Here is a 26,419-nt window from a genome sequence, read left to right on the forward strand (position 1 = left end):
GCCATGAGCGAAGCAATCAACGAAACGGTAGGCGAAGCAGCAGGCGCGGCAAAAAGCGAAGCGAGCGCAGCGCTGGCGGCGCCGGCCCGCGCGGATCGCGAAGCGGAAATCTTCGAGCCGATCGAGGCAATCCTGCCGCATCGCGGCACGATGCTGCTCGTCGACCGCGTGAGCGCATGCAGCGATGACGCGCTGAGCGCGCGCGCGACCGTGCGCGCCGATGCGTGGTATGCCGATGCCACCGGCGCGATGCCCGCGTGGATCGGCATCGAGCTGATGGCGCAGGCGATCGCCGCGCACGTCTCGCTGCTCGCGATGCGCGCGGGCGGCCGCGCGCGGCCCGGCGTGCTGCTCGGCTCGCGCAGCTACGAAGCGTGCGTGCCGGCCTTCGCGCGCGGCGCGCAACTCATCATCGACGTCAAGGAAGTGCTGCGCAGCACCGAAGGACACGGCGCATACGAATGCACGATCGAACACGACGGCACGCGTTGCGCGCAGGCCGTGATCAAGGTGTTCCAGCCGACCGATTTCCAGTCATTCATCGAAGGGGTTTCCGGATCATGAGCCGGCGCGTTCTCATTACCGGCGCAAGCCGCGGCATCGGCCGCGCCATTGCGTATCAACTGGCCGCGGACGGTTTCGCGGTCACCGTCGGATGCCGCACCGGCCGCAGCGAAGCGGAAGCGGTGACGGCCGGCATCGCCGCGCAGGGCGGGTCCGCGCGCGTGCTGCAATTCGATGTGCGCGAGCGCGCGGCGTGCCGCGAAGTGCTCGAAGCGGATGTGGCCGCGCACGGCGCGTATTACGGCATCGTTTGCAGCGCGGGCGTGACGCGCGATGCCGCATTCCCGGCGCTTACCGACGAAGACTGGGACATCGTGATCGAAACCGGGCTCGACGCGTTCTACAACGTCGTGCATCCGCTGACGATGCCGATGGTGCGCGCGAAGCAGGGCGGCCGCGTCGTCACGATCGCGTCGGTGTCCGGCGTGATGGGCAATCGCGGTCAGGTCAACTACAGCGCGGCAAAGGCCGGCCTGATCGGCGCGACGAAGGCGCTCGCGGTCGAGCTCGCGTCGCGCGCCATCACGGTCAACTGCGTCGCGCCGGGGCTCATCGAAACCGGCATGCTCGACGAGGTGCCGGTCGAGCATGCGCTCAAGACCGTGCCGATGAACCGTGTCGGCCAGCCCGCCGAGGTGGCGGCGGTGGTCAGTTTCCTGATGTCGGATGCGGCTTCGTATGTGACGCGCCAGGTGATCGGCGTCAACGGCGGGATGATCTGATGAAGCGCGTCGTCATTACCGGCATGAGCGGCGTGACCGCATTCGGCAGCCGCTGGGACGACATCGAAGCAGCGTTGCGACGCGGCCGCAGCGCCGTGCAGCGGATTGCCGCGTGGGACCGCTTCGAGTCGCTGCATACGCGTCTCGCGTGCCCGCTGCCCGGCTTCGCCACGCCTGCCCATTACCCGCGCAAGAAGACGCGCGCGATGGGGCCGGTGTCGCTCTATGCGGTGCGTGCGAGCGAGCTCGCGCTTGCCGACGCGGGCCTCGCCGACGATGCGTCGATTGCCGACGGCCGCATGGGCGTCGCATACGGCTCGTCGTCGGGCTCGGTCGAGCCGATACGCGCGTTCGGCACGATGCTCGAAACCGGCGCGATGACGAACGTCACGTCGAACAGCTACGTGCAGATGATGCCGCATACGACGGCTGTCAACGTGAGCCTGTTCTGGGATCTGAAAGGGCGCATCGTGCCGACCTCTTCCGCGTGCGTGTCGGGCAGCCAGGCAATCGGCTATGCGTACGAGACGATTGCGACCGGCAAGGCCACGCTGATGCTCGCGGGCGGCGCGGAAGAGCTGTCGGGGCCGGCCGTGGCCGTGTTCGATACGCTCTATGCGACCAGCACGCGCAACGACGAAGCGCATCTGACGCCGCGCCCGTTCGACGCGGCGCGCGACGGGCTCGTGGTCGGCGAAGGCGCGGCGACGCTCGTGCTCGAGGAATACGAACATGCACGCGCACGCGGCGCGCGCATCTATGCGGAACTGGCCGGCTTCGGCTGCAATTCGGACGGCGCGCATATGACGCAGCCGAGCGCGCCGACGATGGCGCGCGCGATGCAGCTCGCACTCGATGACGCGCAATTGCCGCGCGACGCGATCGCCTACGTGAACGCACATGGCACCGCGACCGATCGCGGCGACATCGCCGAAAGCGCGGCCACCGCGCAGATATTCGGCGAGCGCATGCCGATCAGCTCGTTGAAAAGCTACGTCGGCCACACGCTCGGCGCGTGCGGCGCGCTCGAGGCATGGTGGACGATCGAAATGATGAACCGCAACTGGTTCGCGCCGACGCTGAACCTGACCGAGGTCGATCCGGCCTGCGCGCCGCTCGACTACATCACGGGCGAAGGCCGCGAGATCGATGCCGAATACGTGATGAGCAACAACTTCGCATTCGGCGGCATCAATACGTCGCTGATCTTCAGGCGCGTTCGATGAGCGCTGCGGACGAACGCCGGCCCGCACGCGCACGCGCACGCCGCCCGGCGCGCGTCGTCGTGACCGGCATGGGCATCGTGTCGTGTCTCGGCAATACGCTCGAATGCGTGTCCGCTGCGTTGCGCGGCGGCACGAGCGGCATCGTGCGCGTCGATGCGTGGCGCGAGCGTGGCTTCGCGAGCCAGGTGGCCGGCGTGGCGAGTGTCGGGCACGAGCCGCCGTTCGATCGCAAACTCGAGCGCTTCATGGGCGATACCGCGCGTTTCGCGTGCCATGCGGCGAAGAAGGCGCTCGACGACGCGGCATTGCCGGCGCATGCGCTGCGTTCGCCGCGCGCGGGCGCCGTGATCGGCTCCGGTGTCGGCACGATGTCGGCGTACGACGCGGCGCTGTCGGTCGCGCACGCACGCGGCGTCGACAAGGTGCCGCCGTACACGGTGCCGCAGGCGATGAGCAGCACCGCATCCGCGAACGTCGCGCAGGTGTTCGGCGTCGAAGGCGTCACGTATTCGCCGTCGTCGGCGTGCACGACATCGGCGCTTGCGATCGGGCAGGCGCTGCAGCTGATTCGCAGCGGCGCGCAGGACATCGTGCTCGCCGGGGGCAGCGAATGCCTGCACGACAACATGACGCTGATGTTCGACGCGATGCATGCGCTGTCGCGCCGCTCGAACGATGCGCCCGAGCGTGCCTCGCGCCCGTACGATATCGCACGCGACGGTTTTGTGATCGCGTCGGGCGCCGGCGTGCTCGTGCTCGAATCGCTCGATCACGCGTTGGCGCGCGGCGCGCGCGTTTATGCCGAGCTGAGCGGCTTTGGGCAATGCACGGACGGCGCGGGGATGGTGACGCCGCACGCGCATGGCATCGCGCGTGCGATGCGAAGCGCACTGGCCGATGCCGATGCCGATGCGGACACCGGGGCCGCGGGTCCGATCGGTGTGCCTGACTACGTGAACACGCACGGGCCGTCGACGCCGTCGGGCGACCTCGAGGAACTGCGCGCGCTGCGGGACGTGTGGGGCGAGGACGTACCGCCGTTTTCGTCGACGAAGGGATTCACCGGGCATCCGCTTGGCGCCTGCGGCGTGCACGAAGCGATTTACGCGTTGCTGATGATGCGCGACCGGTTTATCGCAGGCAGCGCGCCGATCGATCACGCGGATCCTTGCGTCGAAGGCATGCCGCTCGTGCGCGCCACGTGCGACGCAGTGCTCGGCCGTGTGATGTCGGTGTCGTTCGGGTTCGGCGGCAGTTGCGCGAGCCTCGTATTCGACGCATGGAAAGCGGCTTGAAAGAACAATGCTGCGAAGCAGCTGATTTTTTATAGAACGAGGTCAACAACAATGAAAGTCAAAAGCATGATCGGGGTGCTGGCTGTCGTCACCTTCACGCAAGCCGGCTGTGCAACGCATATCGAATCGTTGCCTCTGCCACCGGTAACGGACCGCGGCGCACCGGGCAACGACGTCGCGCTTTATTTCGGCAAACAGCCGCATCCGCAAGTGAAACGCACGCTTGGCGAGCGCACGCAGTCCGCGCGCATCGCCCGCCGCAGCGACGACCGCGCGCAGTCGTGCGATCAGGCGCTCGCCGAGGCGCTGCAGAAGCTGCGCGCCTACGCGCACGATCATCAGGCGAACGCGGTGATCAATATCACGACGCGTTTTCACAGCACCGAAACCGAATCCGATACCGCGTACACGTGCGGTCTAAGCACGAGCGCGGCATCCATCAACGTGCGCGGCGATGTGGCCGTGCTCGATTCGAAGTGAAACCCAACCGGGAGAATGGCATGCAACACGAACTGAAAAAACAGCTGAAACATGCACTGGTTGTTGTCGCAGTGACCGGCGTCTGCGCCGCGGGCGCGACGTCGCAGGCGTACGCGCGCGATTCGGTCGAAACCTTTTCGATCGATGCGGCGTTGAAAAGCGAACCGGGCAAGGTCGGCGACGACGTTGCGCTGTACTTCGCGGGCCAGCGCCATCCGTCGGTGGTGAAGACGATCGGCGAATTCGCGACCAACAAGAAGACCAACGCGTTCGGCAAGAGCGATGAGGCCGCGTGTCAGCACGTATTCCTCTCGGCGGTGCTCGAGTTGCAGGAACGCGCGCGCAAGGAAGGCGGCAATGCGGTGATCAATATCAAGAGCAACTACAAGAACGAGCTGCACGAGAGCGCGACCGATTTCACTTGCGGCGCAGGTGCGGTCGTAGCGGGCGTCGCGCTGAAAGGCGATGTCGTGACGCTCAGGAAGTAACGCGGGCGGCCGGGGCATGCCGCCGTGCATGATGCGCTCGTCGCGCTTCGTCGAGTCTCGTCGAGCTGCCGCAAGGTGGCCTGTCAGGTGGACTTGGCAAGCGGTCTTGATACGCGGTCTTGATCAGCGATCCTGATCGGCGCGCTTCACCGCCGCGACGTTGACAAGCGTTTCCCTGCGCTTGCCGGGCCGCGGGCGATGCAGCCCGAGCCGCTCGAAGAGTCCGAAATCCTTCGCGCGGCTCCACCACAGATAAGGCAGCGACACGTTGCGTTCGGCGAACGCGAAGCCGCCGTTGCGGATCATGTCGAGGTAGCCATTCGCGCTTTTCTGTACATGCATCGGATGACGAAACAGCAGGCGGATCACCCACGATTTGATGTATGCATCGGTCGATTCGGCGAACAGCAGCACGCCGCCGGGCTTCAGCACGCGGTGGAATTCGGCGAGCGCGCGTTCCTGCTCGACGAGGTGATGGAAGGTCTGATGACAGAACACGATGTCGGCGCTTTCGTTGGGCGCCGGCAGCGCCGCGCAGTCGCCGTGCAGCAGTTCGATATGCGTCGCGGGATGGCGGTTGCGGCACGCGTGCGCAGCCGCCGCCGCGAGCTCGAGCGACGGCTCGTGGAAATCGACGCCGAGTATGCGTGACGGATGAAACGTTTGCGCGAGCAGACGAAACGAGATGCCCTGTCCGCAGCCCGCATCGACGATGACCGGATGCTCGGGCAACGGTGTGTCGATCAGCCGTTTCAGGTCGTTGATGGCAACGCGCAGCACATGGTGTTCCCACGTATGGGTACGCAGAAACCAGACGCCGAACGCCGATTCGGGCACGTACTGCACGCTGGAAGTGTCGGTCGACAACATTGGGTTCCCCGTGGTCGGTCTGAAAGCAGGTTTGATTGTGCGAGTGCGCGTCATTGTAATCGCGGCGCCGGCCGGGCGCCGCGGCAGATCGTTGTGAACGCAGCGAAAATTTGACGAACAGAGAAAAACGATGAATATCGGGAATACAAACGAAGTCGTCACCGACGTCGCAATCATCGGCGCCGGTCCTTCAGGGGCGCTCGCCGCTGCGTTGCTGCGGCGTGCGGGTCATGCGGTGCTCGTGCTCGAGCGCGAGCACTTCCCGCGCTTTTCGATCGGCGAAAGCCTGCTGCCGCAAAGCATGGCGTATCTCGAAGAGGCGGGCATGCTGCAAGCCGTGGTCGAAGCCGGCTTCCAGTTCAAGAACGGCGCGCAGTTCGTGCGTGGCCAACGCGTCTCGGCGTTCGATTTCCGCGACAAGCATACGGCTGGCTGGGGCACGACCTATCAGGTCGAACGCGCGACCTTCGACGATATTCTGATCCGCTGCGCGATCGGGCAGGGCGCCGACGTGCGTTTCGGCCATACCGTGCTGGCCATGCAGACCGGCGATGCACCGGCGCTCGAGGTCAGCGATGAAGCTGGCCATGCCTATCGCGTATCCGCGCGCTTCGTGCTCGACGCAAGCGGTTTCGGGCGTGTCCTGCCGCGTCTTCTGAATCTCGAAGCGCCGACGCGTATGCCGACGCGCGCTGCGATCTTCACGCACGCACGCGATCTGAATCCGCCCGGCACATACGACCGCAACAAGATTGTCGTCGCCGTGCATCCCGAGCATCGCAATGTGTGGTACTGGATGATTCCGCTCGCGGGCGCACGTGTCTCGGTTGGCTGTGTAGCCGAGGCGAGTTTTCTCGATGTGCCGGAAGCGGAGCGCGACGCGCGGTTGCGCGCGCTCGTGCGCGCGGAACCGACGCTCGCCGCGTTGATCGGCGATGCGCCGTTCCTGATGCCGGTGCGCCGCATCGGCGGCTATGCGGCGAATGTCGAACGCCTGCACGGTCCTGGCTATGCGCTGCTCGGCAACGCGGGCGAGTTCCTCGACCCGGTGTTCTCATCGGGCGTGACGATCGCGATGCGCTCGGCGCATCTCGCGGTTCATACGCTCGTGCGGCAACTGAACGGCGCAACGGTCGACTGGCACGATGCTTACGACCGGCCGTTGCGCAAAGGCATCGATACGTTCCGTGCATTCGTCGAACGCTGGTATACGGGCGAACTGCAGGACATCGTCTTTTATGAAGACCAGACGCCGTCGATCCGCCGCATGATCAGCGCCGTGCTGGCCGGATATGCGTGGGACGAATCGAACCCGTACGTCGCCGACCCGGTGCGGCGTCTCTATACCTTGCATCAGACGGTGCTCGCGATGGCGAGCTAGCGCCACCGCGCTGCGGCGCGACGCTTACGCGGCGATCTTCGTTTTCCTCACTGGATGCTCGCGTGGGGTGCCGCGCCGATGCACGCGTTGCCCCGCCGCATAGGTCTCGGCCACCGCGCGATCGTCGCCGAGCAGCGCGAACGCGAACAGCAGTTCTTCCAGCGTGTTGCTGCGCGACGTGCGGCGCGCGAGCAGCGGCGTCGCTTGCGGGTCGAGCACGACGAAGTCCGCTTCGGTGCGCGGCTTGAGCGTGCCGACCTGGCCGGCGAGATCGAGCGCTTCTGCGGCGCCGGCGGTCGCGAGCCAGAACATGCGCGTGGCGCTCAGGTAGTAGCCCGACAGGGCGGCAACCTTGTGCGCTTCGTTCATCGTTTGCAGCATCGAAAACGAGGTGCCGCCGCCGACGTCGGTCGCAAGCGTAAGCGGCATGCCGGTGGCGTCGGCCTGCGCGAAATCGAACAGGCCGCTGCCGAGGAACAGGTTCGAAGTCGGGCAGTGCGCCGCGATCGCGCCGGTTTCGGCCATCCGTTTGCGGTCCGCTTCGTCGAGGTGGATGCAGTGGCCGTATACCGCGCGACGACGCAGCAGCCCGTAGTGGTCGTAGACGTCGAGATAACTGCGATGCCCGGGAAACAGCTCGGCGACCCACTTCACTTCGTCGGTGTTCTCCGCGACGTGGCTTTGAATGAACACGTCCGGATGCCGGCGCGCGAGTTCGCCGCACGCGCGCATCTGTTCGTCGGTCGAGGTCGGCGCGAAACGCGGCGTGAGCGCGTACATCTGGCGCCCCTTGTTATGCCAGCGGCCGATCAGTTCCGCGCTGTCGTCGTAGCCCGTTTGCGCGGTGTCGCGCAAAAACTCGGGGCAGTGGCGGTCCATCAGCACCTTGCCGGCCGCCATCCGCAGATTGCGCGCATGGCTTTCCTCAAAGAGCGCGTCGGCCGACTCCTTGTGCACCGTGCAGTAGACGAGCGCGGTCGTGGTGCCGCACGCGAGCAGTTCGTCGACGAAAAAGCGCGCGGTATCGCGTGCGACCGCCGGGTCTTCGAAACCGCGCTCGGTCGGAAAGGTGTAGCTGTCGAGCCACGGCAGCAGCCCCGGCGCCGGCGACGCGATCATGTCCGTTTGCGGATAGTGAATGTGCGTGTCGATAAAGCCCGGCACGATCAGCTTGTCGCGCATCTCTTGCACGGGCGTGCCGGGCGCGAGTTGCGGCGCCGTCGCCGCATATGCGCCCGCCGCGACCACGTGGCCGTCTTCGACGATCAGCAGGCCGTCTTCATCGAAGACCGCTGCATTGGGCGAGTGCGCGGGATCGCCGTTGAACGTCAGCAGTTGTGCGCGAAAAGCCGATTGAGTCATGACAGGACTTGTCTCCGTCTGTATTGTGGGATCGATGCCATGCGGCGCGTTCAGTTCGCGGCCGCGTGCCAGTGCGCATCGAGTTGCGCGATCAGCGCGTCGCGCTCGCCCGGCGTGACGAACGATGCGTCGAAGCCGTTGCGGATGATCGTATAGACCTCGTCGTCGGTGAGCTTGAGTGCCTCGATCGTCGCGCGGTAGTTCTCGTTCACATAGCCGCCGAAGTAAGCGGGGTCGTCCGAATTCACGGTCACGGCGACGCCGTGATCGAGCAGATCCTTGAGCGTGTGCTTCGTCAGATCGTCGAAGACGCAGAGCTTGAGGTTCGACAGCGGGCACACCGTCAGCGCGACGCGCGCATCCGCAAGGCGCGCGACGAGCGCCGGGTCTTCGATGGAGCGCACGCCGTGATCGACGCGATCGACCTTCAACAGATCGAGCGCTTCGTAGATGTACGACGGCGGTCCTTCTTCGCCCGCATGCGCGACGAGCTTGAGTCCTTTGGCGCGAGCCTTCGCGAACACGCGCTCGAATTTCGACGGCGGATGGCCGCGCTCGGAAGAATCGAGTCCGACGCCGATGAGCCGGTGCGCGTACTGATCGAACAGCGGCAGCGCGGCGTCGAAGGTGGCGAGCGCCTCGTCTTCGGACAGGTGCCGCAGGAAGCACAGAATCAGCTTGCTCGACATGCCGCGGCGTTCGGCGTTTGCGAGCGCGCGTTCGATGCCGGCCACGACGGTCGCGATCGGCACGCCGCGTTCGGTGTGCGTCTGCGGGTCGAAAAAAATCTCGGCGTGCACGACATGATCGGCGAGCGCGCGCTCGACATAGGCCATCGTCATATCGTAGAAGTCTTCTTCTTCGAGCAGCACGCTCGCGCCGGCGTAGTAGATGTCGAGAAACGACTGCAGGTCGGTGAAGGCGTACGCGGCGCGCAACGCATCGATCGATTCGTAAGCGAGCTTCACGCCGTTGCGCTGCGCGAGCCGGAAAATCAGTTCGGGCTCGAGCGATCCTTCGATATGGATGTGCAATTCGGCTTTCGGTGCGCGCGCAACCTTTTCGGCGAGCGCTGTGCGTGGGGCGGTGGTTGTGGTCATGGGGCGGCCCTTCGTGGGTTTCTGGTTGGTTTGATGCCGTGCTTCGCTGCCGTGCTTTGTGCCGTGCCGGGTGCCGGGTGCCGGTCAGGCAGTCTGCGCGGACGCGGCGTGTGCGTTCGCTTCGACCGCGCGCAGCACCTGCGCCGCGGCCGAAATCGCGATGGTCTCCGGCGACTTGTCGTCGATGCCTTCCACGCCGAGCGGGCACTGCATGCGTGCAATGCGCGCCGGATCGAGTCCGCGCGCGGCGAGCCGGTGTTCGAACTGCTTGCGCTTCGAATGCGAGCCGATCATGCCGAAGAACGCGAAGTCGCCGCGCCGCAAAATGCGCTCGGCGAGCGCGAGATCGCGCTGATGGTCGTGCGTCATCACGATGAAGTACGTGTTCGGCGCGGCATGATCGACGGCTTCGTCGGGGGCGTCGTTCGCGTCGATCGTCACGTTGTCGGCCTGCAGCGTGCCGGGCGGCGGGAATTGCGCGTCGCGTTCGTCGACCCAGCGCACGTGGCACGGCAGCGTGCCGAGCACGCGCACGAGCGCGGCGCCGACGTGGCCGGCGCCGAACAGCACGACTGCGAAGTCGCGCGGGGCGATGGTTTCGGTCAGCAGCGCGCCGCTGTCGTCGAAGCCCGCGCCGTCCCACAGCAGGCAATCGGCACTTTCGACGCCAGGCTCCGGGTCCGACAGCATGACTGCATCGCGCGCGGGGCCGAACGACACGCTGCGCACCGTCGACTGGCCCGCCGCGATCCGTTTCGCAAGCGACGTGACCCAGCCGAGATCGCCGACGTCGAGCCGCTCGAACGCGAGCACGACCGCGCCGCCGCAGCATTGCCCGAGGCTCGGGCCGAGCGCGAAGCGTTCGAGGCGGCGTGTATGCGGCGTGCGCATGCCGTCGCGCAGCACCTGGCGCGCGGTCTCGATCGCCTTCCATTCGAGATGCCCGCCGCCGATCGTGTGTCTTGCCGCTTCGCGCGTGACGATCATCTTCGTGCCGGCTTCGCGCGGCGCCGAGCCTTCGGCGCGTGCGACCGTGACGAGCACGACGGCGTCGCCATGCGCGAGCAGGTGTTGCAGGTCGGTTAGCCACGCATGCATTCGGCTGTTCTCCATGCGAGGCCGCGGCGGTGTGGCCGCGGCCCGGTTGATCGGTGCGCTGCACGCTCGCGGCGCGTGGCGCATGATGCTTCGGGTGCCGCAATGTCCGTTGCGATGGACGTTGCAATCGGCGTTGCAATCGGCGTTCCGATCGGTGCGTTGCAAGCCGGGTCAAGACACCCGCGACGATGCGTGCCGCAACGACGCGATTACACGGTGCTGTCGGTCCCGGTTCGTGCGGTTGCGGCCGCTCGTGCAACGGGCGATTTCGTTACTGCCGGTTCGCTGTTTCGACTCTGGCGCGCCGGGTTCGTTGCGTCCACATGCATTGCATCGAGCGCATCGAGGATCGCTTCGGGCGTCGCGGGCGCGCGCAGCGGCGGGGCTTCGCTTGTCTCGCCGTGCGCGGCGCCGGCCGCCGCGGCGATCGCATCGCGAATCGCAAGCAGCACTGAAAACGATAGCAATAACGGTGGCTCGCCGACCGCCTTCGACCGGAATATCGTCGGCTCCGCGTTCTCGTTCCGGTAGAGTCGCACGTTGAATGCAGCGGGCGTATCGCTGACCGCCGGAATCTTGTACGTCGATGGCGCGTGTGTCATCAGGCGTCCGTCGCGATTCCACCAGAGCTCTTCGGTCGTGAGCCAGCCCATGCCCTGAATGAAGGCGCCTTCGATCTGGCCGATATCGATCGCGGGATTGATCGAGCGGCCCGCATCATGCAGCAGGTCCGCACGCAGCAGCTTCCATTCGCCGGTCAGCGTGTCGATTACCACCTCCGACACCGCCGCGCCGTACGCGAAGTAGTAGAACGGATGGCCGGTCAGCGTCTTTGCATCCCAGTGTACTTTCGGCGTCGCGTAGAAGCCGTCGGACCACAGCTGCACGCGTGCGAGGTACGCCGCGTTGACGAGTTGCGCGAACGGCATCGAGGCGCCGTTCGCGTCGACGTGGCCGCGCGCGAACCTCACGCTTTGCGCATCGCCGCCCAGCAGTTTCGCGGCGACTGCGGCGAGTCGTTCGCGTATCTTGCGTGCGGCATCTTCGGCGGCCTTGCCGTTGATATCGCTGCCGGTCGACGCGGCAGTCGCCGACGTATTCGCGACCTTCGACGTGTCGGTCGCGGTCACGCGCACCTGCGACAGCGGCAGGCCGAACTCGCTGGCCACCACCTGCGCGACTTTCGTGTTGAGCCCCTGGCCCATTTCGGTGCCGCCGTGATTGACGAGCACCGAGCCGTCCTTGTAGACATGCACGAGCGCGCCGGCCTGATTGAGGAACGGCACATTGAACGAAATGCCGAATTTGACCGGCGTCAGCGCGATGCCGCGCTTGAGCACGGGGCTGCGCGCATTCAGTTCGGCGAGCGCGGCGCGCCGCGCGCGATAGCCGCTCGAGGCGACGAGTTCGTCGACGAGCGGCTCCACGATATTGTCTTCGACGCGCTGTCCGTACGGCGTCACGTCGCGCTCGCCGATGCCGTAGAAATTCGCGCGGCGCACGTCGAGCGCATCGAGCCCGAGCCGGCGCGCGATATCGTCGAGCAGCACTTCCATCACGAGCGCGCCTTGCGGCCCGCCAAAGCCGCGAAACGCCGTGTTCGACTGCGTGTTGGTCCTGCAGGCCAACGCGACGATTTCGACGTCTGACAGGTAGTACGCGTTATCGAAATGGCACAGCGCGCGCGTCGCGACGGCGCCCGAGAGGTCCGCCGAAAAGCCCGCGCGCAGCGCGATGTCGACGCGCGCGCCGAGGATGCGGCCCTGATCGTCGAAACCGGCTTCGTATTCGTAGACCGCGTCGTGGCGCTTGCCGGTGATCATGAAGTCGTCGTCGCGGTCGGCGCGCAGCTTGACCGGGCGGCGCAGCCGATACGCGGCGAGCGCCGCGATGCACGCGAAAATCGCCGATTGCGATTCCTTGCCGCCGAAGCCGCCGCCCATGCGCCGGCATTCGCAGACCACGCTATGCGCGGGCCAGCCGAGCATATGCGCGACCACGAGCTGCATTTCGGTCGGATGCTGCGTCGAGCTGTAGATGTGCATGCCGTCCATCTCTTTCGGCAGCGCGTACGCGATCTGTCCTTCGAGATAGAACTGTTCCTGGCCGCCGACTTCGAATGTGCCTGTCAGCCGGTGCGGCGCGGTCGCGATCTTTTCGGCGGGCGCGCCGCGCTTCAGATGCAGCGGCGGCAGCACGAACTGCTTTTTCGCCTTCGCTTCAGCAGCCGTCAGGATCGCTTCGAGCGGTTCGTAGCGCACGACGTCGCTTTTCGCGAGCGCGGCCGCGCGGCGCGCGAGGTCGTGGCTCGTCGCGATCACGACGAAGACCGGCTGGCCGAGATACAGCACTTCGCCGTCGGCGAGGATCGGATCGTCGTGGACGACGGGGCCGCAGTTGTTTTCGCCGGGAATGTCGTCGGCGGTGAACACGGCGACGACGCCGGGCGCGTTCTTCACGGCGTCGAGATCGAGCGACACGATGCGCGCATGCGCATGGCGCGACAGGCCCAGTGCCGCGTGCAAGGTGCCGTCCAGTTCGGGAATGTCGTCGGTGTAAGTCGCTTCGCCGCTGACGTGAAGCGCGGCCGATTCATGCGGCAGCGCAACGCCGATCGCGGTTTCGCCGGTGGCGGTGGCGCGCGTGGCCTGGTCCATTTACAGAACCTCCTTCGTCGCCGCGTTTGCTTCGGGTTGCGCGCCGTATGCGAACGCACTGACGTCGACGAGCGGCAGCGGTGCATCGTCGCGCGTTTCCAGATGGAAGCGCCACAACGAATGGCGTGCGACCTTGAGTCGGTAGCCGCTCGATGCGCGCATATCGGTGAGCGGCTCGTAGTCGGCGGCAAGCGCATCCATCGCGCGGTGCGCGGCCGCTTCGTCCCACGCGGCGCCGGTCAGCGCGGCCTCGGCGTGCCGCGCGCGCTGCGGCGTCGCGGCCATGCCGCCGAACGCAATGCGCGCCTGCGCGACCACGCCATCCGCGATGTGCAGCGCGAAGGCGCCGCATACCGCGGAAATATCCTGGTCATAACGCTTCGACACCTTGTAGGTGCGAAAGCGCAGATCGGTCGCAGGGCGCGGTACGCGGATCGCCGCGACGAATTCGCCTGCTTCGAGCGCCGTTTTCTGGTAACCGGTATAGAACGCGTCGAGCGGTAATGTTCGAATGTTCGACGCGCGCTGCAAGACGACCTGCGCATCGAGTGCGAGCAGCGCGGGCATCGAATCGCCGATCGGCGACCCGTTCGCGACGTTGCCGCCAAGCGTGCCGGCATTGCGGATCGGCAACGACGCGAAGCGCGCCCACAGTTCCGCGAGCTCCGGATAATCGACGGCCAGCGCCGCATAAGCCGTTTCGAGCGACGCGGCGGCGCCGATCGTCAGCGTTTGCGCATCGCGTTCGATCGTCTTTAGCGCGGCGACGTTGCCGATGAACAGCAGATCGCCGAGATCGCGAAACTGTTTGGTCACCCATAAGCCGACGTCGGTGCTGCCCGCGACGATGCGCGCGTGCGGATGCCGCGCGCGCAGTTCGGCGAACGCAGCGACGCTCAGCGGTGCGTAGAACGTCGGCGTGCCGAATCCGGCGCCGCGCGCGTCGGGGCCCGAGTATTCGAAGGTCCCGTCGCGTTCGATCGACTCGAGCGCGCGCGTGAGCGCGGCGCGGTCGAGCGCGACGCGCGGATAGTCGAACATCTTTTGCGTCGCTTCGACGATCGGCCGGTAGCCGGTGCAGCGGCACAGGTTGCCCGAGAGCGCTGCGTTGATCGCCTCGCGCGTCGGCAAGCCTGCATCGGCCGGCTGGTTCTCGTAGAGCGCCCACATCGACATCACGAAGCCCGGCGTGCAGAACCCGCATTGCGAGCCGTGACAGTCGAGCAGGGCCTGCTGGACCGGGTGCAGCGCGCCGTCGGCGGCGCGCAGGTCTTCGACGGTGAAAAGCGCGCGGCCGTCGAGCGTCGGCAGCAACTGGATGCACGCGTTGACGGCCTTCAGCTCGAGCGCGCCATGCGCACCGCATTCGCCGATCACGACCGTGCATGCGCCGCAGTCTCCTTCGGCGCAGCCCTCTTTCGTGCCGGTGCAGCGTAGATCCTCACGCAGATGCTGGAGCACCGTGCGTGTCGGGGGCACGTCGCGCACCTCGTGCACGGCGCCCTGGCGGTAGAAGCGGATGGTGTGCTTTGTCATGGCAAATCGGAAAGACATTGCGGACCGGGCGCGCGTTACGCATGGGCCCGCATTGGCCGGGCTCGCGCACGTAGATCGCCATCCTTGTTGCGAAGATAGCACCACCTCGTCTCGAAAATATTCCTCGACGGTGATGAAGGCTATTCAAGTGCGGCCATGCGTGCCCGGTCATGGTTCCCGCAAGCGTGCGCCAGAACCGGCGGGAAACGCCGGAAGCCGCGCTGCGCAAGGCTGCACGGCCAGTATGCGAAAGGCCGGCGGCGCGCGGCGCAGGCGAGGCGCACGGCCAGGTGTTTACGCGAACACCGGCGTGTTCGCGCATCGGAAAGCGACGACTGCCCGGGCCGACGGCGCCGGGGGGCACTTTTTACCCGGCGCGCCGGTGGCGCCACAGACTGATGGCAAGCGCGAGGAACGCCAGCACGAACCCGATCAGCGACCAGCCGGGCAGTGAAATGCCGAGGATCGGCGGATACGGCGTTTCGCACAGGCCCGCGACCTTGAAGACGGACGGCAGCCAGCGCGCGGGCGGCAAGCCATCGACGATCGGCTGCAGCGCATCGAACCCGCAGCTGAAGCCCGGATGTGCCTGGATATAGACGTGCCGGGCGGCCGTCACGACACCGCCGGCGGCCGACAGCAGCGCGAGCACTTCGAGCAGACGCACGCCGCGCCAGCCGCGCAGGCGCGCGCCGAGGAATGCAAAGATCGCAATCAGCAGATAGAAATAGCGCTGGATGATGCACAGCGGGCACGGGTCCTGATGCTCGACGAACTGCAGATACAGTGCGCCGCCCACCAGCGCGACGCAGATCAGGGCAAGCAGGACCAACAGATTGCGCTCGCGGCGCAGCAGGGCGTTGTCGTTGTACATGGGTCGGTAGCGTTGCGTGGATCCCGGCAGGAAACCTGATGTGCAACCGGGACAGGTGCCGCGATTCTAGCGCGAACACCGTGACGCCTGCCGATCCGCGGGACGGCCATGCGCGGCCATGCGCGGCCATGCGCGGCCATGCGCGGGCCGCCGTCGGCGGGGCTCGCATCGCGGCGTCGTCGTGAGAGCGGGGCCGGCGACCGGCAAACGTCCGCCCCGCCCGCTTGTCCGGCGCGGGCGGCACGTCGCGCGACGGCCCGTCAGCGGATCGTCTTCAACACCGCCTCGACCCCGCGCCCAAGCGCGAGCAGCGCGTCGTCGGCGTACGGCGCGCCCGCGAGCATCAGCCCGACCGGCGCCGACCCGCGCGGATGGCACGGCAGCGACAACGCGCATGCGTCGAGAAAGTTGAATGCGCTCGGGTTGCGCAGAATGCGGCCGTTGATGCTGAAGAACGTCTCGTCGTCGCGCATCGCATCGGCGACGCGCGGCGGCACCATCGGCGTGGTCGGCGCGACGAGCGCGTCGAAGCGCTGCCACAGTGTCCGCGCCTCGGCGATCATCGCAGCGCGTTCGGCGAGCAGGTCGAGATAGTCGGCCGCGCTCGCGGCCTCGCCTTTCATGATCCTGAACAGCACGCGCGGGTCGTATTCGTCGCGGTGCCGCTCGAGCAGCGGCCGATGCCACGCATACGCCTCCATCGACGAAAAGCCGATGCGGTTGATCTCGGGCAGGCGGTCGAGCGCCGCGAAGCGCACTTCCGAGACGATCGCGCCGGCCGCTTCGAGGTGTTTGAGCGCGGCGTCGATTGCCGCTTCGACTTCGGCGTCGAGCCCCTCGTTGACGTAGTTCGTCAGCACGCCGAGCCGTACGCCCTCGAGCGGCCGGGCGGCCGGAACGACCGGTTCGAGCCCGGCGAGCATCCGGTCGACGAGCGCGCAGCATGCGACCGACACGCCGATCGGGCCGAACGAATCGAGCGTGGTGGAGAGCGGCACGCCGCCCTCGCGCGGTACGCGCGCGGCGGTCGGCTTGAAGCCGGTCAGCCCGCAGAACGATGCGGGCACACGGATCGAACCGCCGGTGTCGGTGCCGAGCGCGACGGCCGCCATGCCGTCCGCCACCGACGCCGCCGCGCCCGACGACGATCCGCCCGACACGCGTTCGTCGCCTTTCATGTCGCGCCGGTACGGCGACAGCGGATTGCCGAAGTGCGGGTTCAGGCCGACTGCCGAAAACGCGAACTCGCTCATGTTGGTGCGGCCGACCAGCACCGCGCCCGCGCGCTTGAGGCGCGCGACGCTGACCGCGTCGGCGCGCGCCGGCGGCGCATCGGCGAGCGCGCGGGAGCCGGCGCGCGTGCGCTGGCCTTCGATGTCGAACAGGTCCTTGATCGAGACCGGGATGCCCGCGAGCGGCGACAGCACGGTGCCGGCCGCGCGCAGCCGGTCGTGCGCATCGGCGGCGGCGCGCGCGCCTGCCGCATCGACGTCGACGAATACGGTCGCGCCCTGGCCTGCCGGGTCGGCGATACGTTCGAGCGCGGTTTCGATCAGGGCGCGGCTCGTCGTGCGGCCGGCGGCGAGATCGGCGGCGAGTTGGGCGAGCGGCGGGAAGGGCGTGAATTCAGTGGTCATGGCTGGAAGCGCGGAGAAGGAATCGCGATGGAGTGGCTGGAGTGGCTAAACGGCCCTTATTGTGACCTGTCCATTAAAACGACCGCTGGCCGATTGACGACCGCGCGCGGTTAATAATTTGTGCGATACCATCGCCACTCGAAGTTTACTTTCTGTAAGGGTTGCGGCTATGCATCATGGCATCGGCTTCATTCAGGATCTGGCGGTCGTGATGGCGTTGGCCGGCGTCGTCACCGTACTGTTCCATCGCCTGAAGCAGCCGGTGGTGCTCGGTTATATCGCAGCCGGCGTGATCATCGGGCCTTATACGCCGCCGTTTCAGCTGATTCACGATCAGCAGACCATTCAGACGCTCGGGGAACTCGGCGTCGTCTTCCTGATGTTTTCGCTCGGGCTCGAGTTCAGCCTGCGCAAGCTGTTTCGCGTCGGCGCGACGGCGATCGTCGCCGCGCTCTCCGAAATCGTGCTGATGCTGTGGATCGGCTACGAGATCGGCCGTGCATTCGGCTGGTCGTCGATGGACGCGCTTTTTCTCGGCGCGATCCTCGCGATCTCGTCGACCACGATCATCGTGAAGGCGCTCTCCGAACTCGGCCTCAAGCGCGAGCGCTTCGCGCAGCTCGTGTTCGGCATTCTGATCGTCGAGGACATCCTCGGCATCGCGATGCTCGTGCTGCTGTCGGGCATCGCGCAGACCGGCGAGCTGTCGGCGGGCGTCGCGCTCGTCACGCTCGGCAAGCTGCTGCTGTTCATGACGGTGTCGCTCGTGATCGGCATTCTCGTCGTACCGCGCGCGCTCAATTACGTGGCGCGCTCGAAGAGCGACGAGATGCTGCTGGTGTCGGTGCTCGGCTTCTGTTTCGCGTTCTGTCTGCTCGTCGTCAAGCTCGATTACAGCATCGCGCTCGGCGCGTTTCTGATCGGCGCGATCATGGCCGAGTCGCGCCATCTGCATCGCATCGAACATCTGATCGCACCATTGCGCGACGCATTTTCCGCGATCTTCTTCGTCACGATCGGCCTGATGCTGAATCCGGCCGTGCTGGTCGACTACGCATGGCCGATCGCGGTGATCACGGTCGCAGTGATCGTCGGCAAGATCGTGTCGTGCGGGCTCGGCACCTTTCTCGCGGGCAAGGACGGGCGCACGGCGATGCGCGTCGGCATGACGGTGTCGCAGATCGGCGAGTTCTCGTTCATCATCGCGTCGCTTGGGCTCACGCTCAAGGTGACGAGCGCGTTTCTGTATCCGATCGCAGTGGCCGTGTCGGCGCTGACGACGCTCTTCACGCCCTATCTGATCCGCGCCGCCGATCCGTTGTCGCGGCGCGTCGGCGAGGCGATGCCGAGGGCGGTCGCGAACATGTTCGGACTGTATGGTCAGTGGCTCGGCAGCCTCGGGCCGACGAACGGCGAACCCACTGTCTTCAGTCTGACGCGGCGGATCATCTTGCAGATCTCGGTCAATCTGGCGCTCGTCGTGGCGATCTTTCTCGGCGCTTCGTATGGCGCGCCGTTCGCGAGCAGACTGCTGGCGGGCTGGATGCCGGCCGAAGCGATCCAGCGCGTCGTGCTGTGGAGCGCGGCGCTCGTGATATCGATGCCGTTTCTCGTCGCGGTCTACCGGAAGACGAAGTCGCTCGCGTTATTGCTGGCCGAAGTCAGCGTGCAGCCGGCCAAGGCTGGCCTTCTGACGCGCGCGCTGCGCTATGCGATTTCGGATCTCGTGCCGGTGGTGTCGATGGTCGGGGTATTCCTGCTCGTTGCCGCGCTGTCGGGCACGATCCTGCCGCCCACGGGGTTGCTGATCGTCGTGCTCGTCTGCGCCGCGCTGCTCGTCACGGCGCTTTGGCGCTGGTTCGTGCGCATTCATGCATCGATGCAGATCGCGCTGCGCGAGACGCTCGATGAGCGGCCCGATCCATGACGTTGTGCTTACGTCGATGCGCGCATGCGGGGTCGCAGCGCCGTGACGCGATGTAACGCTGTGTGAACCTCAGTGTGAGCGGATGTGACGAATTGTGTGCCGGTTTGCCCGTCATCGAACCCTGGCGGATAATCGAACCATGTTCATTTCGTTCGCGCATCGAAGCGCGCCTGACACATCGTCATGAGCGAAAACACGCCAGATAACGCCGGACCGTCCGGCACGCCATCCGCTGCCACTGCTGAATCCACGTCGGCTGCAGCGAAGCCCGGTGGGCAGCCGGGCCCGCAAGCCGGTTCGAAGCCCGAAGCAACTCCGGCAGCATCGACCCCGCCGGCGGCCAAGGAAGCCGCAGCTACCGATTCCCCCGAAAGCGCATCGAATATCACGCCCGACGGCGCGGCTCCGCCTGCGTCCGGGTCTGCGCCTACGGGCGCGGCGCCACGGGCGGGCGCGGATGTGCATCGCGAGAACGCGCAGCAAACGGCGGAAATGTATCAGGGCCGCGCGGCCGCCAATACGTCGAGCGCGTCGAGCGCGTCGAGCGTCGAGCGTCCGGCGCCGATGCGGGGACAACGGTCGGCCGTTGCAGCCGAACCGGCGAAGCCCGCGGCGAGTCGTCCCGCAGTGAGTCCTCAGGTAGGCTCGCCGGTGAGCGCGCCGGCAAGTCCCGACACCAGCGCACAACTGGCCCCGCATCCCTCGGCACGCGACGCCGCCGCGGCCGCTGCCGCCGCCGATGCCGCGAGTGTGCAGGCTGCGGCGGCCGCATCGAGTGCCCAGATCGCCGTCGAGGCGGCAGCCGCAAGCAGCGTCGCGCGCGAAGACGGCGCGCCCGGTGCGCCGCCGCCCGGCTTCGGCGCGGCGCCTGATTTCGGCGCCTATCATCCGCCGCCGCCGGGGGCGATTCCGCCGAACCAGCCCGCGTATCTGAAGCGCAGCGATTCCGCGTGGTCGGTATTCGGCCGCGTGCTCGCTGCGCGCGCGCGGCAGATTTTCGATCGCGCGGGGCAGCGCATTACACAGCGCACGCTGCGTATCGGCGTGTCGGCGCGGCTTTTCCACCCGGAACCGGGCGCGCGAGGGCTGCGCGGCAAGACGCTCCAGTATCTCGAGGAATCGATCGCGCATTGGGTGATGTCGCGCGACGTGCTCGTCTTCATGATTCCGACCGTCGGCCATCAGGGCATGCTGCACCCGAGCAATATCCGTCTGCGCGACTACGCGAAGAATCTCGACGGCCTGCTGCTGCAAGGCGGCGCGGACGTGTCGCCGCAATCGTACGCAGAAGCCGGGATGCGCCCCGAGTGGCCCGGCGACCGCGTGCGCGACATGTACGAGCTCGAGCTGCTGCACGAGTTCGTCGAATCGGGCAAGCCCGTGCTCGGCGTGTGCCGCGGTTGCCAGCTCATCAACGTCGCGTTCGGCGGCACGCTGTACCAGGATATCGCAACCGACGTGCCGACAGCCGGCGTGCACGTGAACGAACAATACGACCAGCACCGGCACGCCGTGCATTTCCCCGACGGCTCGACGCTCGCGAATATGTTTCCCGGCCGGCGCGAAGCGATCGTCAACTCGATTCACCACCAGGCGGTCAACGTGCTGGGACGCGACCTCAATATCGAGGCGGTATCGGCCGAAGACGGCATCATCGAGGCGGTGCGCTACCGGCGCGCGCCATTCGTGGTCGGCGTGCAATGGCATCCGGAGTTTCACCGCGCGGGCGGCGCCGAGCTGCTCGATTGCACGCCGCTGCTCGATACGTTTCTGCGCGTCGCGCGGGAAACGCGCTTCTGATTGTTTTCGATACGCGCGGCCGCTGAGCGGTCGCGCGGGCGTGCCGACAGGGGTCCCGACGGTGTTCCAGTTACGCGTCGGCGGTCGAGCCGCGGCGGCAGTCCGGTTGCGTCGCGGCTGCATCCCTAACGCATTGTTTTATCTCAATTTAAAGTCCCGACTCGCCTGGTCGTTTCGCTGCCAATCCGCGCGATAATCCGCAACTGTTTCTGGAATCGCATGGAGCATGCAGTGAAGAAGTACCCCTTATCAATTCGGCGCATCGTGCTGTTCGCAGCCGGCAGCATGGTGCTGCAATGCGATTGGGCGTGCGCCTCAGCCGCCGCGCAGGCAGAGCCGGCGAGCTCGGGCGCAATCGACGTGCAGAGCGCATTGTTGCCGCTCACGGCGCGAGGCGCGTCACCGGCGGCGTCACTGGCCGCGCAGGCCGCGGTCAATGGCAGTGCGAACTCCGTTTACGCCAGCGGTCCCGTCACGCAGGGCGACGTCGCCGAATTGACGCGGCTCATACAAGGCGCGTCGTTGAACGAGTTGCGCACGACGTACAACGGCGGATACGGCGCATCGCTATTTTTCTATGCACCCGAGCTGACCTACTACGTCGCATTGTTTCAGGACAAGCATTTCTGGCGCGTGATCAAGCTGCAGGACGACGCGCGTGCCGAGGAAATCTACGGCAGCTTCGCTCGCGAGACGCAGCAACTCGCCGACGTCGAAATCCGTCGCGCAAAGCTGCAGGCACAAAAGTCGTATATCGAACGGATGATCGGCCTGTCCGAAGATCGCGCGAAACGGCTGCAGGCGGACCTCAATATTGCGCGGGACCAGCAGGCGAAGGTCTTCGAATATCAGCGCCAGGCGCAGGGCGATGCGCTCGCGCTGCGCGACGAGAAGGACAAGGCGCGAGCGCAACTGCGTCAACTGCAGCAGCAGATTCAACAACTGCAGCAGCAAACCGAGGCGGGGTTGCCTGCGGCGCGGGAGTGAGCGTCTGATCGAAGCGTGGGAATGCAAACAGCCCGGTGCGTGTCGCGTACCGGGCTGTTTGCTATGGGGCTAACGAGAACGCGCGTACAGGTTGGTTACTGCGTGCGCCCGAGAGTGGAAAAGCGGGAAGCCTCGAATGAAGCTCACTGGGAGAACAGCTCCGGGACTTCGGTAACGCGCCGCTGCGACAGTCGGCCCATCCACGATGTGTCGTTTGTGTCCACATTGCTGCGCGGCATCGCTTGCGTACGCTGCTGTACTGCGATGTTCGCGGTGGTCGTGCCGTCTGGACCGTCGCTGCTGTAGGTGCGGGCGGACGCTGTCACCGATTCGTAGTCGCCATCCACAGTTACGGACGGCGCAAACGGCGAATAGTTGCCGGCGGCCGATGGCTTTGCGCTCGCCGATGCCGCGCGGCTCACGGTCGTTTCAGCCGACGCTGCGGCGTGGCGAGCGGTCCAGGTCGAGACTGTCTCCGTTGCGCTCGTCGCCGCCGCGGTACTGCTGCGACGCGCTGCAACGGGTGCGGCTTCGCGCGACGCCGCTTCGGGCGACGTGATGGCGACTGGTGCGATTGACGTCGTGGTCGCCGTCGCCGTGACTGCTTTGACGGCGACATTCTGCGTTATCGGGCGCTCGCCGCTTGCGACGGTCGCTGTGCCCAATGCCGGCCTGGCCGCCTGCGCGAGCCCGGACGAAGGCAGCTGCGATGCGACCACGACTTGCGGCGACGCGGCCGGCTGCGGATTCGTGACAGTTGCGGCCTGGACCACGCGCGTCTCGACGTTCGCGGAGCCGTTGAGATCAGTTGAAGGGTTGCCTGCCGATGCCGCGTGTCCAGCTTGATCGACGCTCGCGATCGCAACCGTCTTCGACGGTTCGGCATGCTGCGCCGCGCGCGACGATGCCGCTCCAATTGCTGCGGGCGCTGCGCTGTTTACATACTCGCGATGCGGATGATCGAGCACGATCCACGCAAGCATGGCCGCGCCGCCGATTGCTACCGCGCTGCCTGCTTTCAGATTCGATGTGCGGCGCGGCGTGTAGGGGAGAGGACGGGCGCCGGGTTTTACGCCCGCCGTCGCGGCAGGCGAACCCGCAACGCCGGCGGCGTGCGACGACGCATGCACGGTCGGCGCCTTGTCGCGCTGCGACAAGGCGCCGACCGCTGTCGCAAGCGCTGCGTCGCCCGCGTCGCTTGCGTCGTTCTGCGCGCTCAGCGGCTCCCATCGGCACATCGACCGGATCGCCTGCGACGACAGGCAGAACGTGCGCAACATCGCCGCATAAAGCGCCTTCAGTTCGACACGCAAGCTGACGTTAGGCGGCAGCAGCGCCCATTCGCGTCCGAGGGTTCGAGAAAGCGGGCCTAGCGGACGCAGTGGCGGCAGTGCCACTGCGCCTTCGACCAGCGTGAAAGGGATATTCGTCGACATTGCTCGGCAAGCCTCCATCTGAGAAGAGATGCGTGGCCGTGCCGGGGAAGGACAAGCGCTGGCTGGACACGCGTGTCGGCTTTCCTGGGATCGACTGTGTCTCAAAAAAACCGACGAGTGGCGTGATGATGCCGTGGCAGCTTCGCGTGCTCGATCAGACGAGTCCTAAAACAGGTGGGGATCAGAACCGCAGCGCGGGGCTATCGATTGCGCGACTTTGCGGGAGGTCGCCGAGTCGATACAGATACCGCAGCATCGTGATGTCGGCTCCGCCCACGCGATCGGGCTCGGCGCCGGACAGCCGCCAGCCGCGCCGTTCGTAGAAGCGGATCGCCGCGGCGTTACCCTCGAGCACGTAGAGGCACAACTGCGTCTCGCCGTGCTCGCGCGCCCAGTCCTCGACCGCATGCATGAGCAGGCTGCCGGCGCCGGTGCGTTGATGCGCGGGCAGCGCATGGAGATTGTCGAGCAGTGCGCCCCACGTCGAACCCGGCTGGCGTTCGACGCAGGCGAAAGCGATCGGCTGGGCGCGGCGTTCCGCGATCAGCATGAGGCGCCGCTCCGCGCCGGGCGCCGCAATCCGCGCGTGCCAATAGGTCGCGCGTTCGCGAACGACTTCGCTGTCGAGGAACGCTTCGGGCACTAAGCCGCGGTGAGACGCCTGCCAGCTGGCTGCGTGAATCGAAGCGATCAGATCGGCGTCGGCTGCACTCGCCGCGCGCAACGAAAGTGAAGAGGTGGAATACATCGAAGCGGATCGGGCGGAAGTTTGCAATAAATACGACTACGAGGGTCGTGCGAGCGCGGGCGTGCGTAGAACGATTCTATGGGCCGCGCTGCGTCGCCGCCAGCTTCGCGTACGTCCGATGTGAGCGCCCGGTTTGCGTACTATTGCGCGGGCAGGCATTGACCGATTGCTGCTTCGTCTCGCCGCGTGCCGCGTGTCATATGTCGCGTGCCGCGTGCCGCGTGCCGCTGGTTGCATGTTGCATGTGCGCGCCGGGCGCAGATACCGCACACCGGCGCTGCCGGGAGTCGCTACGCGTCGTCGCGCAGCGCGAGCGCAACTGCTGCGACGACTTCGTCCCATGCGCCGGGGCGCGGTTGCCGCACGAGCTGCGCGCCCGGATACCACGGGCTGCGCGTATCGCCCGTGAACCAGCGCCAGTCCGCCGAGAACGGCAGCATCAACCACAGCGGCTTGCGCAGTGCACCCGTCAGATGCGCGATCGCCGTATCGACCGAGACCACGGCGTCGAGCCGCTCGACGACCGCGGCGGTGTCGGCAAAATCGCCGATGCGCTCGCCGAAACAGTGAATCGACTTCGCGCGCGGGTGTGCGGCGAGCGCCGCGCGTTCCGCTTCGGCGAGTTCGGGCTGAAGCACGATCCAGTCGATGCCGTCGAGCGCGAATAACGGCTCGAGCGCCGCCAGCGGCATCGCGCGGTTTTCCTGCTTCTGGATGCGCCCCGACCACGCGAGACCGATCTTGCGCTTCGCGTGTCCGCCGAGCGAACCGCGCCATTTGCGCCGGTATGCCGGCGCCGCGGCAAGGTAGGGCGTGCGCGCGGGAATCGTGTCGAAGGTCGTGCCGAGCGCGAGCGGCAGGCTTAGCAGCGGAATCTGCAGATCGGCGCGCGGCCGCGGCGTGCCTTGGGCGATCAGCTGGACACCCCATTGCTGCGCGGCGGCCGCAATCAAAGGCACGAGCTGCGGCTGCACTTCGAGTATGACGCGCGCTGCGCGCGCGGCGGCAAGCGGGACGAAGCGCACGAACTGCAGCGTGTCGCCGAAACCCTGTTCCGCGTGGACCAAAAGCGTGCGCGTATCGGCGGGCTCGCCGCGCCAGCGCGGCAGCATCGGGCCGCCCGACGTAGACGATTCGAGCCGCCATTCGTACTCGGGCAAGCCGCGCTCGAAATTGCCGAGCGTCAGATGCGTGACCGCGCGATGCAGATGCGCAAGGCCGAGATCGGGGCGCAGCCGCAGCGCTTCGTCGAAGGCGCGCAGTGCCGCCGCGTACGCACCGAGCGCCTGATGCGCGGTGCCGAGTCCGAGCCACGCGAGCGCGAATTTCGGGTCGAAGCCGATCGCGCGTTCGAAGCGCGGCAACGCATCGGCGTGGCGTCCCGATGCGGCGAGCGCGTTGCCGAGGCCGAATAGCGCCGGCGGCAGATGCGGCTGCAGCGCGAGCACGGCTTCGAACGCGGCGGCCGCCTCGTCGAAGCGGCCCGTCGCATGCAGCGTGTTGCCGAGATTGAAGTGCGCGGCAACAAAGCGCGGTTCGACGGCGAGCGCTGCGCGGAACTGCGCGATCGCCTGTTCGGTTTCGTCGAGCGCGTTGAACGCCATGCCGAGATTGTTGTGCGCGCCTGCATGGCCGGGCCGCAATTCGAGTGCGCGGCGAAACGAGTCGATCGCTTCCTCGTGCTGGCCCAGCGCATGCAACGCGTTGCCGAGGTTGTTGTGCGACGACGGGTCGTTCGGCTGCAGGCCGAGCGAGCGGCGAAACGCGTCGGCTGCGTCTTCGTGACGGCCGGCCGCCGCATATGCATTGCCGAGGTTGTAGTGCGCCATTGGAAACGACGGCGCGAGCGTCAATGCATTGCGAAAGCGCTCGATCGCGTCGTCGAGCTGCCCGAGCGCCTTCAGCGCGTTGCCGAGATTCAGTTGCAGCGCGGCATCCTGCGGGCGCAGGTCGGCGGCGCGCTTGACGAGCGCGGCGGCTTCGGCGTGTTGTCCTTGCTGGTGGCGCAGCACGCCGAGCAGATGCAGTGCGTCGACGTGAACGGGATCGACTTCGAGCGTCGCGCGGTAACCTTGTTCGGCGTCGTCGAGGCGGCCGTCACGATGCGCCGCGAACGCGCGGTCGAAAACTGGATGCATGACGGGTAAAGCGGTTTGTGCAGGCAAATGGCGCATTTTCCCACACTCGGAAAGCGCCACCGCAATTGACCGAAGATACTGTTGCATGTAACA

The 26,419-nt window shown here is 66.6% G+C and carries 21 protein-coding genes; 10 read left to right on the forward strand and 11 right to left on the reverse strand.

Translation table 11 applies throughout. The annotated features are described in order from the left end of the window. The first annotated feature begins 3 nt into the window (after positions 1–3). The 6 genes from QYH69_RS15985 to QYH69_RS16010 are packed head-to-tail and all read left to right on the forward strand — an operon-like array spanning position 4 to position 4,775. On the forward strand, positions 4–564 hold the full coding sequence (locus QYH69_RS15985; RefSeq protein ID WP_308832828.1) for a hotdog family protein: 561 nt from the start codon (positions 4–6) through the stop codon (positions 562–564). After that, complete coding sequence (locus QYH69_RS15990; RefSeq protein ID WP_308832829.1) at positions 561–1,286, forward strand: 3-ketoacyl-ACP reductase FabG2; 726 nt, start codon at positions 561–563, stop codon at positions 1,284–1,286. The genes QYH69_RS15985 and QYH69_RS15990 overlap by 4 nt, the downstream gene beginning before the upstream one ends. Then, entirely contained in the window at positions 1,286–2,512 is a 1,227-nt protein-coding gene (locus QYH69_RS15995) for a beta-ketoacyl-ACP synthase (protein ID WP_308832830.1), read from the forward strand. The genes QYH69_RS15990 and QYH69_RS15995 overlap by 1 nt, the downstream gene beginning before the upstream one ends. Beyond that, positions 2,509–3,807, forward strand: coding sequence for a beta-ketoacyl synthase N-terminal-like domain-containing protein (locus tag QYH69_RS16000; RefSeq protein ID WP_308832831.1), 1,299 nt, complete (start codon positions 2,509–2,511; stop codon positions 3,805–3,807). The genes QYH69_RS15995 and QYH69_RS16000 overlap by 4 nt, the downstream gene beginning before the upstream one ends. A 51-nt stretch (positions 3,808–3,858) precedes the next feature. Beyond that, positions 3,859–4,287, forward strand: coding sequence for a signal peptidase (locus tag QYH69_RS16005; protein WP_308832832.1), 429 nt, complete (start codon positions 3,859–3,861; stop codon positions 4,285–4,287). Between the two features lie 20 nt (positions 4,288–4,307). Continuing rightward, positions 4,308–4,775, forward strand: coding sequence for an excinuclease ABC subunit A (locus tag QYH69_RS16010; protein WP_308832833.1), 468 nt, complete (start codon positions 4,308–4,310; stop codon positions 4,773–4,775). 123 nt (positions 4,776–4,898) lie between these two features. On the opposite strand, the gene QYH69_RS16015 is transcribed toward QYH69_RS16010, so the two are convergent. Continuing rightward, positions 4,899–5,645: a class I SAM-dependent methyltransferase gene (locus tag QYH69_RS16015; protein WP_308832834.1), complete on the reverse strand. Its 747-nt coding sequence runs from the start codon at positions 5,643–5,645 to the stop codon at positions 4,899–4,901. Between the two features lie 130 nt (positions 5,646–5,775). Between QYH69_RS16015 and QYH69_RS16020 the strand changes: the two genes are divergently transcribed. Then, on the forward strand, positions 5,776–7,026 hold the full coding sequence (locus tag QYH69_RS16020) for an NAD(P)/FAD-dependent oxidoreductase (protein ID WP_308832835.1): 1,251 nt from the start codon (positions 5,776–5,778) through the stop codon (positions 7,024–7,026). A gap of 24 nt (positions 7,027–7,050) precedes the next feature. On the opposite strand, the gene guaD is transcribed toward QYH69_RS16020, so the two are convergent. From guaD to QYH69_RS16055, 7 genes are all read right to left on the reverse strand, one after another. Then, positions 7,051–8,388, reverse strand: coding sequence for a guanine deaminase (gene guaD / locus QYH69_RS16025; protein WP_308832836.1), 1,338 nt, complete (start codon positions 8,386–8,388; stop codon positions 7,051–7,053). A 50-nt stretch (positions 8,389–8,438) separates the two neighbouring features. Further along, the gene (locus QYH69_RS16030) at positions 8,439–9,488 is read right to left on the reverse strand and encodes an adenosine deaminase (protein WP_308832837.1); all 1,050 of its coding nucleotides are present in this window, start codon (positions 9,486–9,488) and stop codon (positions 8,439–8,441) included. 84 nt (positions 9,489–9,572) lie between these two features. Further along, on the reverse strand, positions 9,573–10,586 hold the full coding sequence (gene xdhC / locus QYH69_RS16035) for a xanthine dehydrogenase accessory protein XdhC (protein ID WP_308832838.1): 1,014 nt from the start codon (positions 10,584–10,586) through the stop codon (positions 9,573–9,575). Positions 10,587–10,795: 209 nt separating this feature from the next. Beyond that, complete coding sequence (gene xdhB, locus QYH69_RS16040) at positions 10,796–13,243, reverse strand: xanthine dehydrogenase molybdopterin binding subunit (RefSeq protein ID WP_308832839.1); 2,448 nt, start codon at positions 13,241–13,243, stop codon at positions 10,796–10,798. Further along, positions 13,244–14,779, reverse strand: a complete 1,536-nt coding sequence (gene xdhA, locus QYH69_RS16045) for a xanthine dehydrogenase small subunit (RefSeq protein WP_308832840.1) — start codon at positions 14,777–14,779, stop codon at positions 13,244–13,246. Positions 14,780–15,146: 367 nt separating this feature from the next. Then, the gene (locus QYH69_RS16050; protein WP_308832841.1) at positions 15,147–15,653 is read right to left on the reverse strand and encodes a disulfide bond formation protein B; all 507 of its coding nucleotides are present in this window, start codon (positions 15,651–15,653) and stop codon (positions 15,147–15,149) included. 260 nt (positions 15,654–15,913) lie between these two features. After that, positions 15,914–17,290 carry an amidase gene (locus QYH69_RS16055; protein WP_308832842.1) on the reverse strand — a complete coding sequence of 459 codons (1,377 nt, stop codon included), beginning with the start codon at positions 17,288–17,290 and terminating at the stop codon, positions 15,914–15,916. Between the two features lie 169 nt (positions 17,291–17,459). On the opposite strand from QYH69_RS16055, the gene QYH69_RS16060 reads away from it, so the two are divergent. The 3 genes from QYH69_RS16060 to QYH69_RS16070 all read left to right on the forward strand — a co-directional run bounded on the left by QYH69_RS16060 (position 17,460) and on the right by QYH69_RS16070 (position 22,004). Further along, positions 17,460–19,217 carry a cation:proton antiporter gene (locus QYH69_RS16060; RefSeq protein ID WP_308832843.1) on the forward strand — a complete coding sequence of 586 codons (1,758 nt, stop codon included), beginning with the start codon at positions 17,460–17,462 and terminating at the stop codon, positions 19,215–19,217. A gap of 183 nt (positions 19,218–19,400) precedes the next feature. Beyond that, complete coding sequence (locus QYH69_RS16065; protein WP_308832844.1) at positions 19,401–21,017, forward strand: gamma-glutamyl-gamma-aminobutyrate hydrolase family protein; 1,617 nt, start codon at positions 19,401–19,403, stop codon at positions 21,015–21,017. 285 nt (positions 21,018–21,302) lie between these two features. Next, on the forward strand, positions 21,303–22,004 hold the full coding sequence (locus QYH69_RS16070; RefSeq protein ID WP_374992428.1) for a DUF2968 domain-containing protein: 702 nt from the start codon (positions 21,303–21,305) through the stop codon (positions 22,002–22,004). A gap of 143 nt (positions 22,005–22,147) precedes the next feature. Here the strand turns inward: QYH69_RS16070 and QYH69_RS16075 are convergent, their stop codons facing one another. The 3 genes from QYH69_RS16075 to QYH69_RS16085 form a co-directional block, all read right to left on the reverse strand. Next, on the reverse strand, positions 22,148–23,440 hold the full coding sequence (locus tag QYH69_RS16075) for a hypothetical protein (RefSeq protein WP_308832846.1): 1,293 nt from the start codon (positions 23,438–23,440) through the stop codon (positions 22,148–22,150). A 181-nt stretch (positions 23,441–23,621) separates the two neighbouring features. After that, positions 23,622–24,188, reverse strand: a complete 567-nt coding sequence (locus QYH69_RS16080; protein ID WP_308832847.1) for a GNAT family N-acetyltransferase — start codon at positions 24,186–24,188, stop codon at positions 23,622–23,624. Between the two features lie 290 nt (positions 24,189–24,478). After that, on the reverse strand, positions 24,479–26,326 hold the full coding sequence (locus tag QYH69_RS16085) for a tetratricopeptide repeat protein (RefSeq protein WP_308832848.1): 1,848 nt from the start codon (positions 26,324–26,326) through the stop codon (positions 24,479–24,481). Positions 26,327–26,419: the final 93 nt, after the last annotated feature.

The organism is Paraburkholderia sp. SARCC-3016, from assembly GCF_031119615.1.
Classification (GTDB): Bacteria; Pseudomonadota; Gammaproteobacteria; order Burkholderiales; family Burkholderiaceae; genus Paraburkholderia.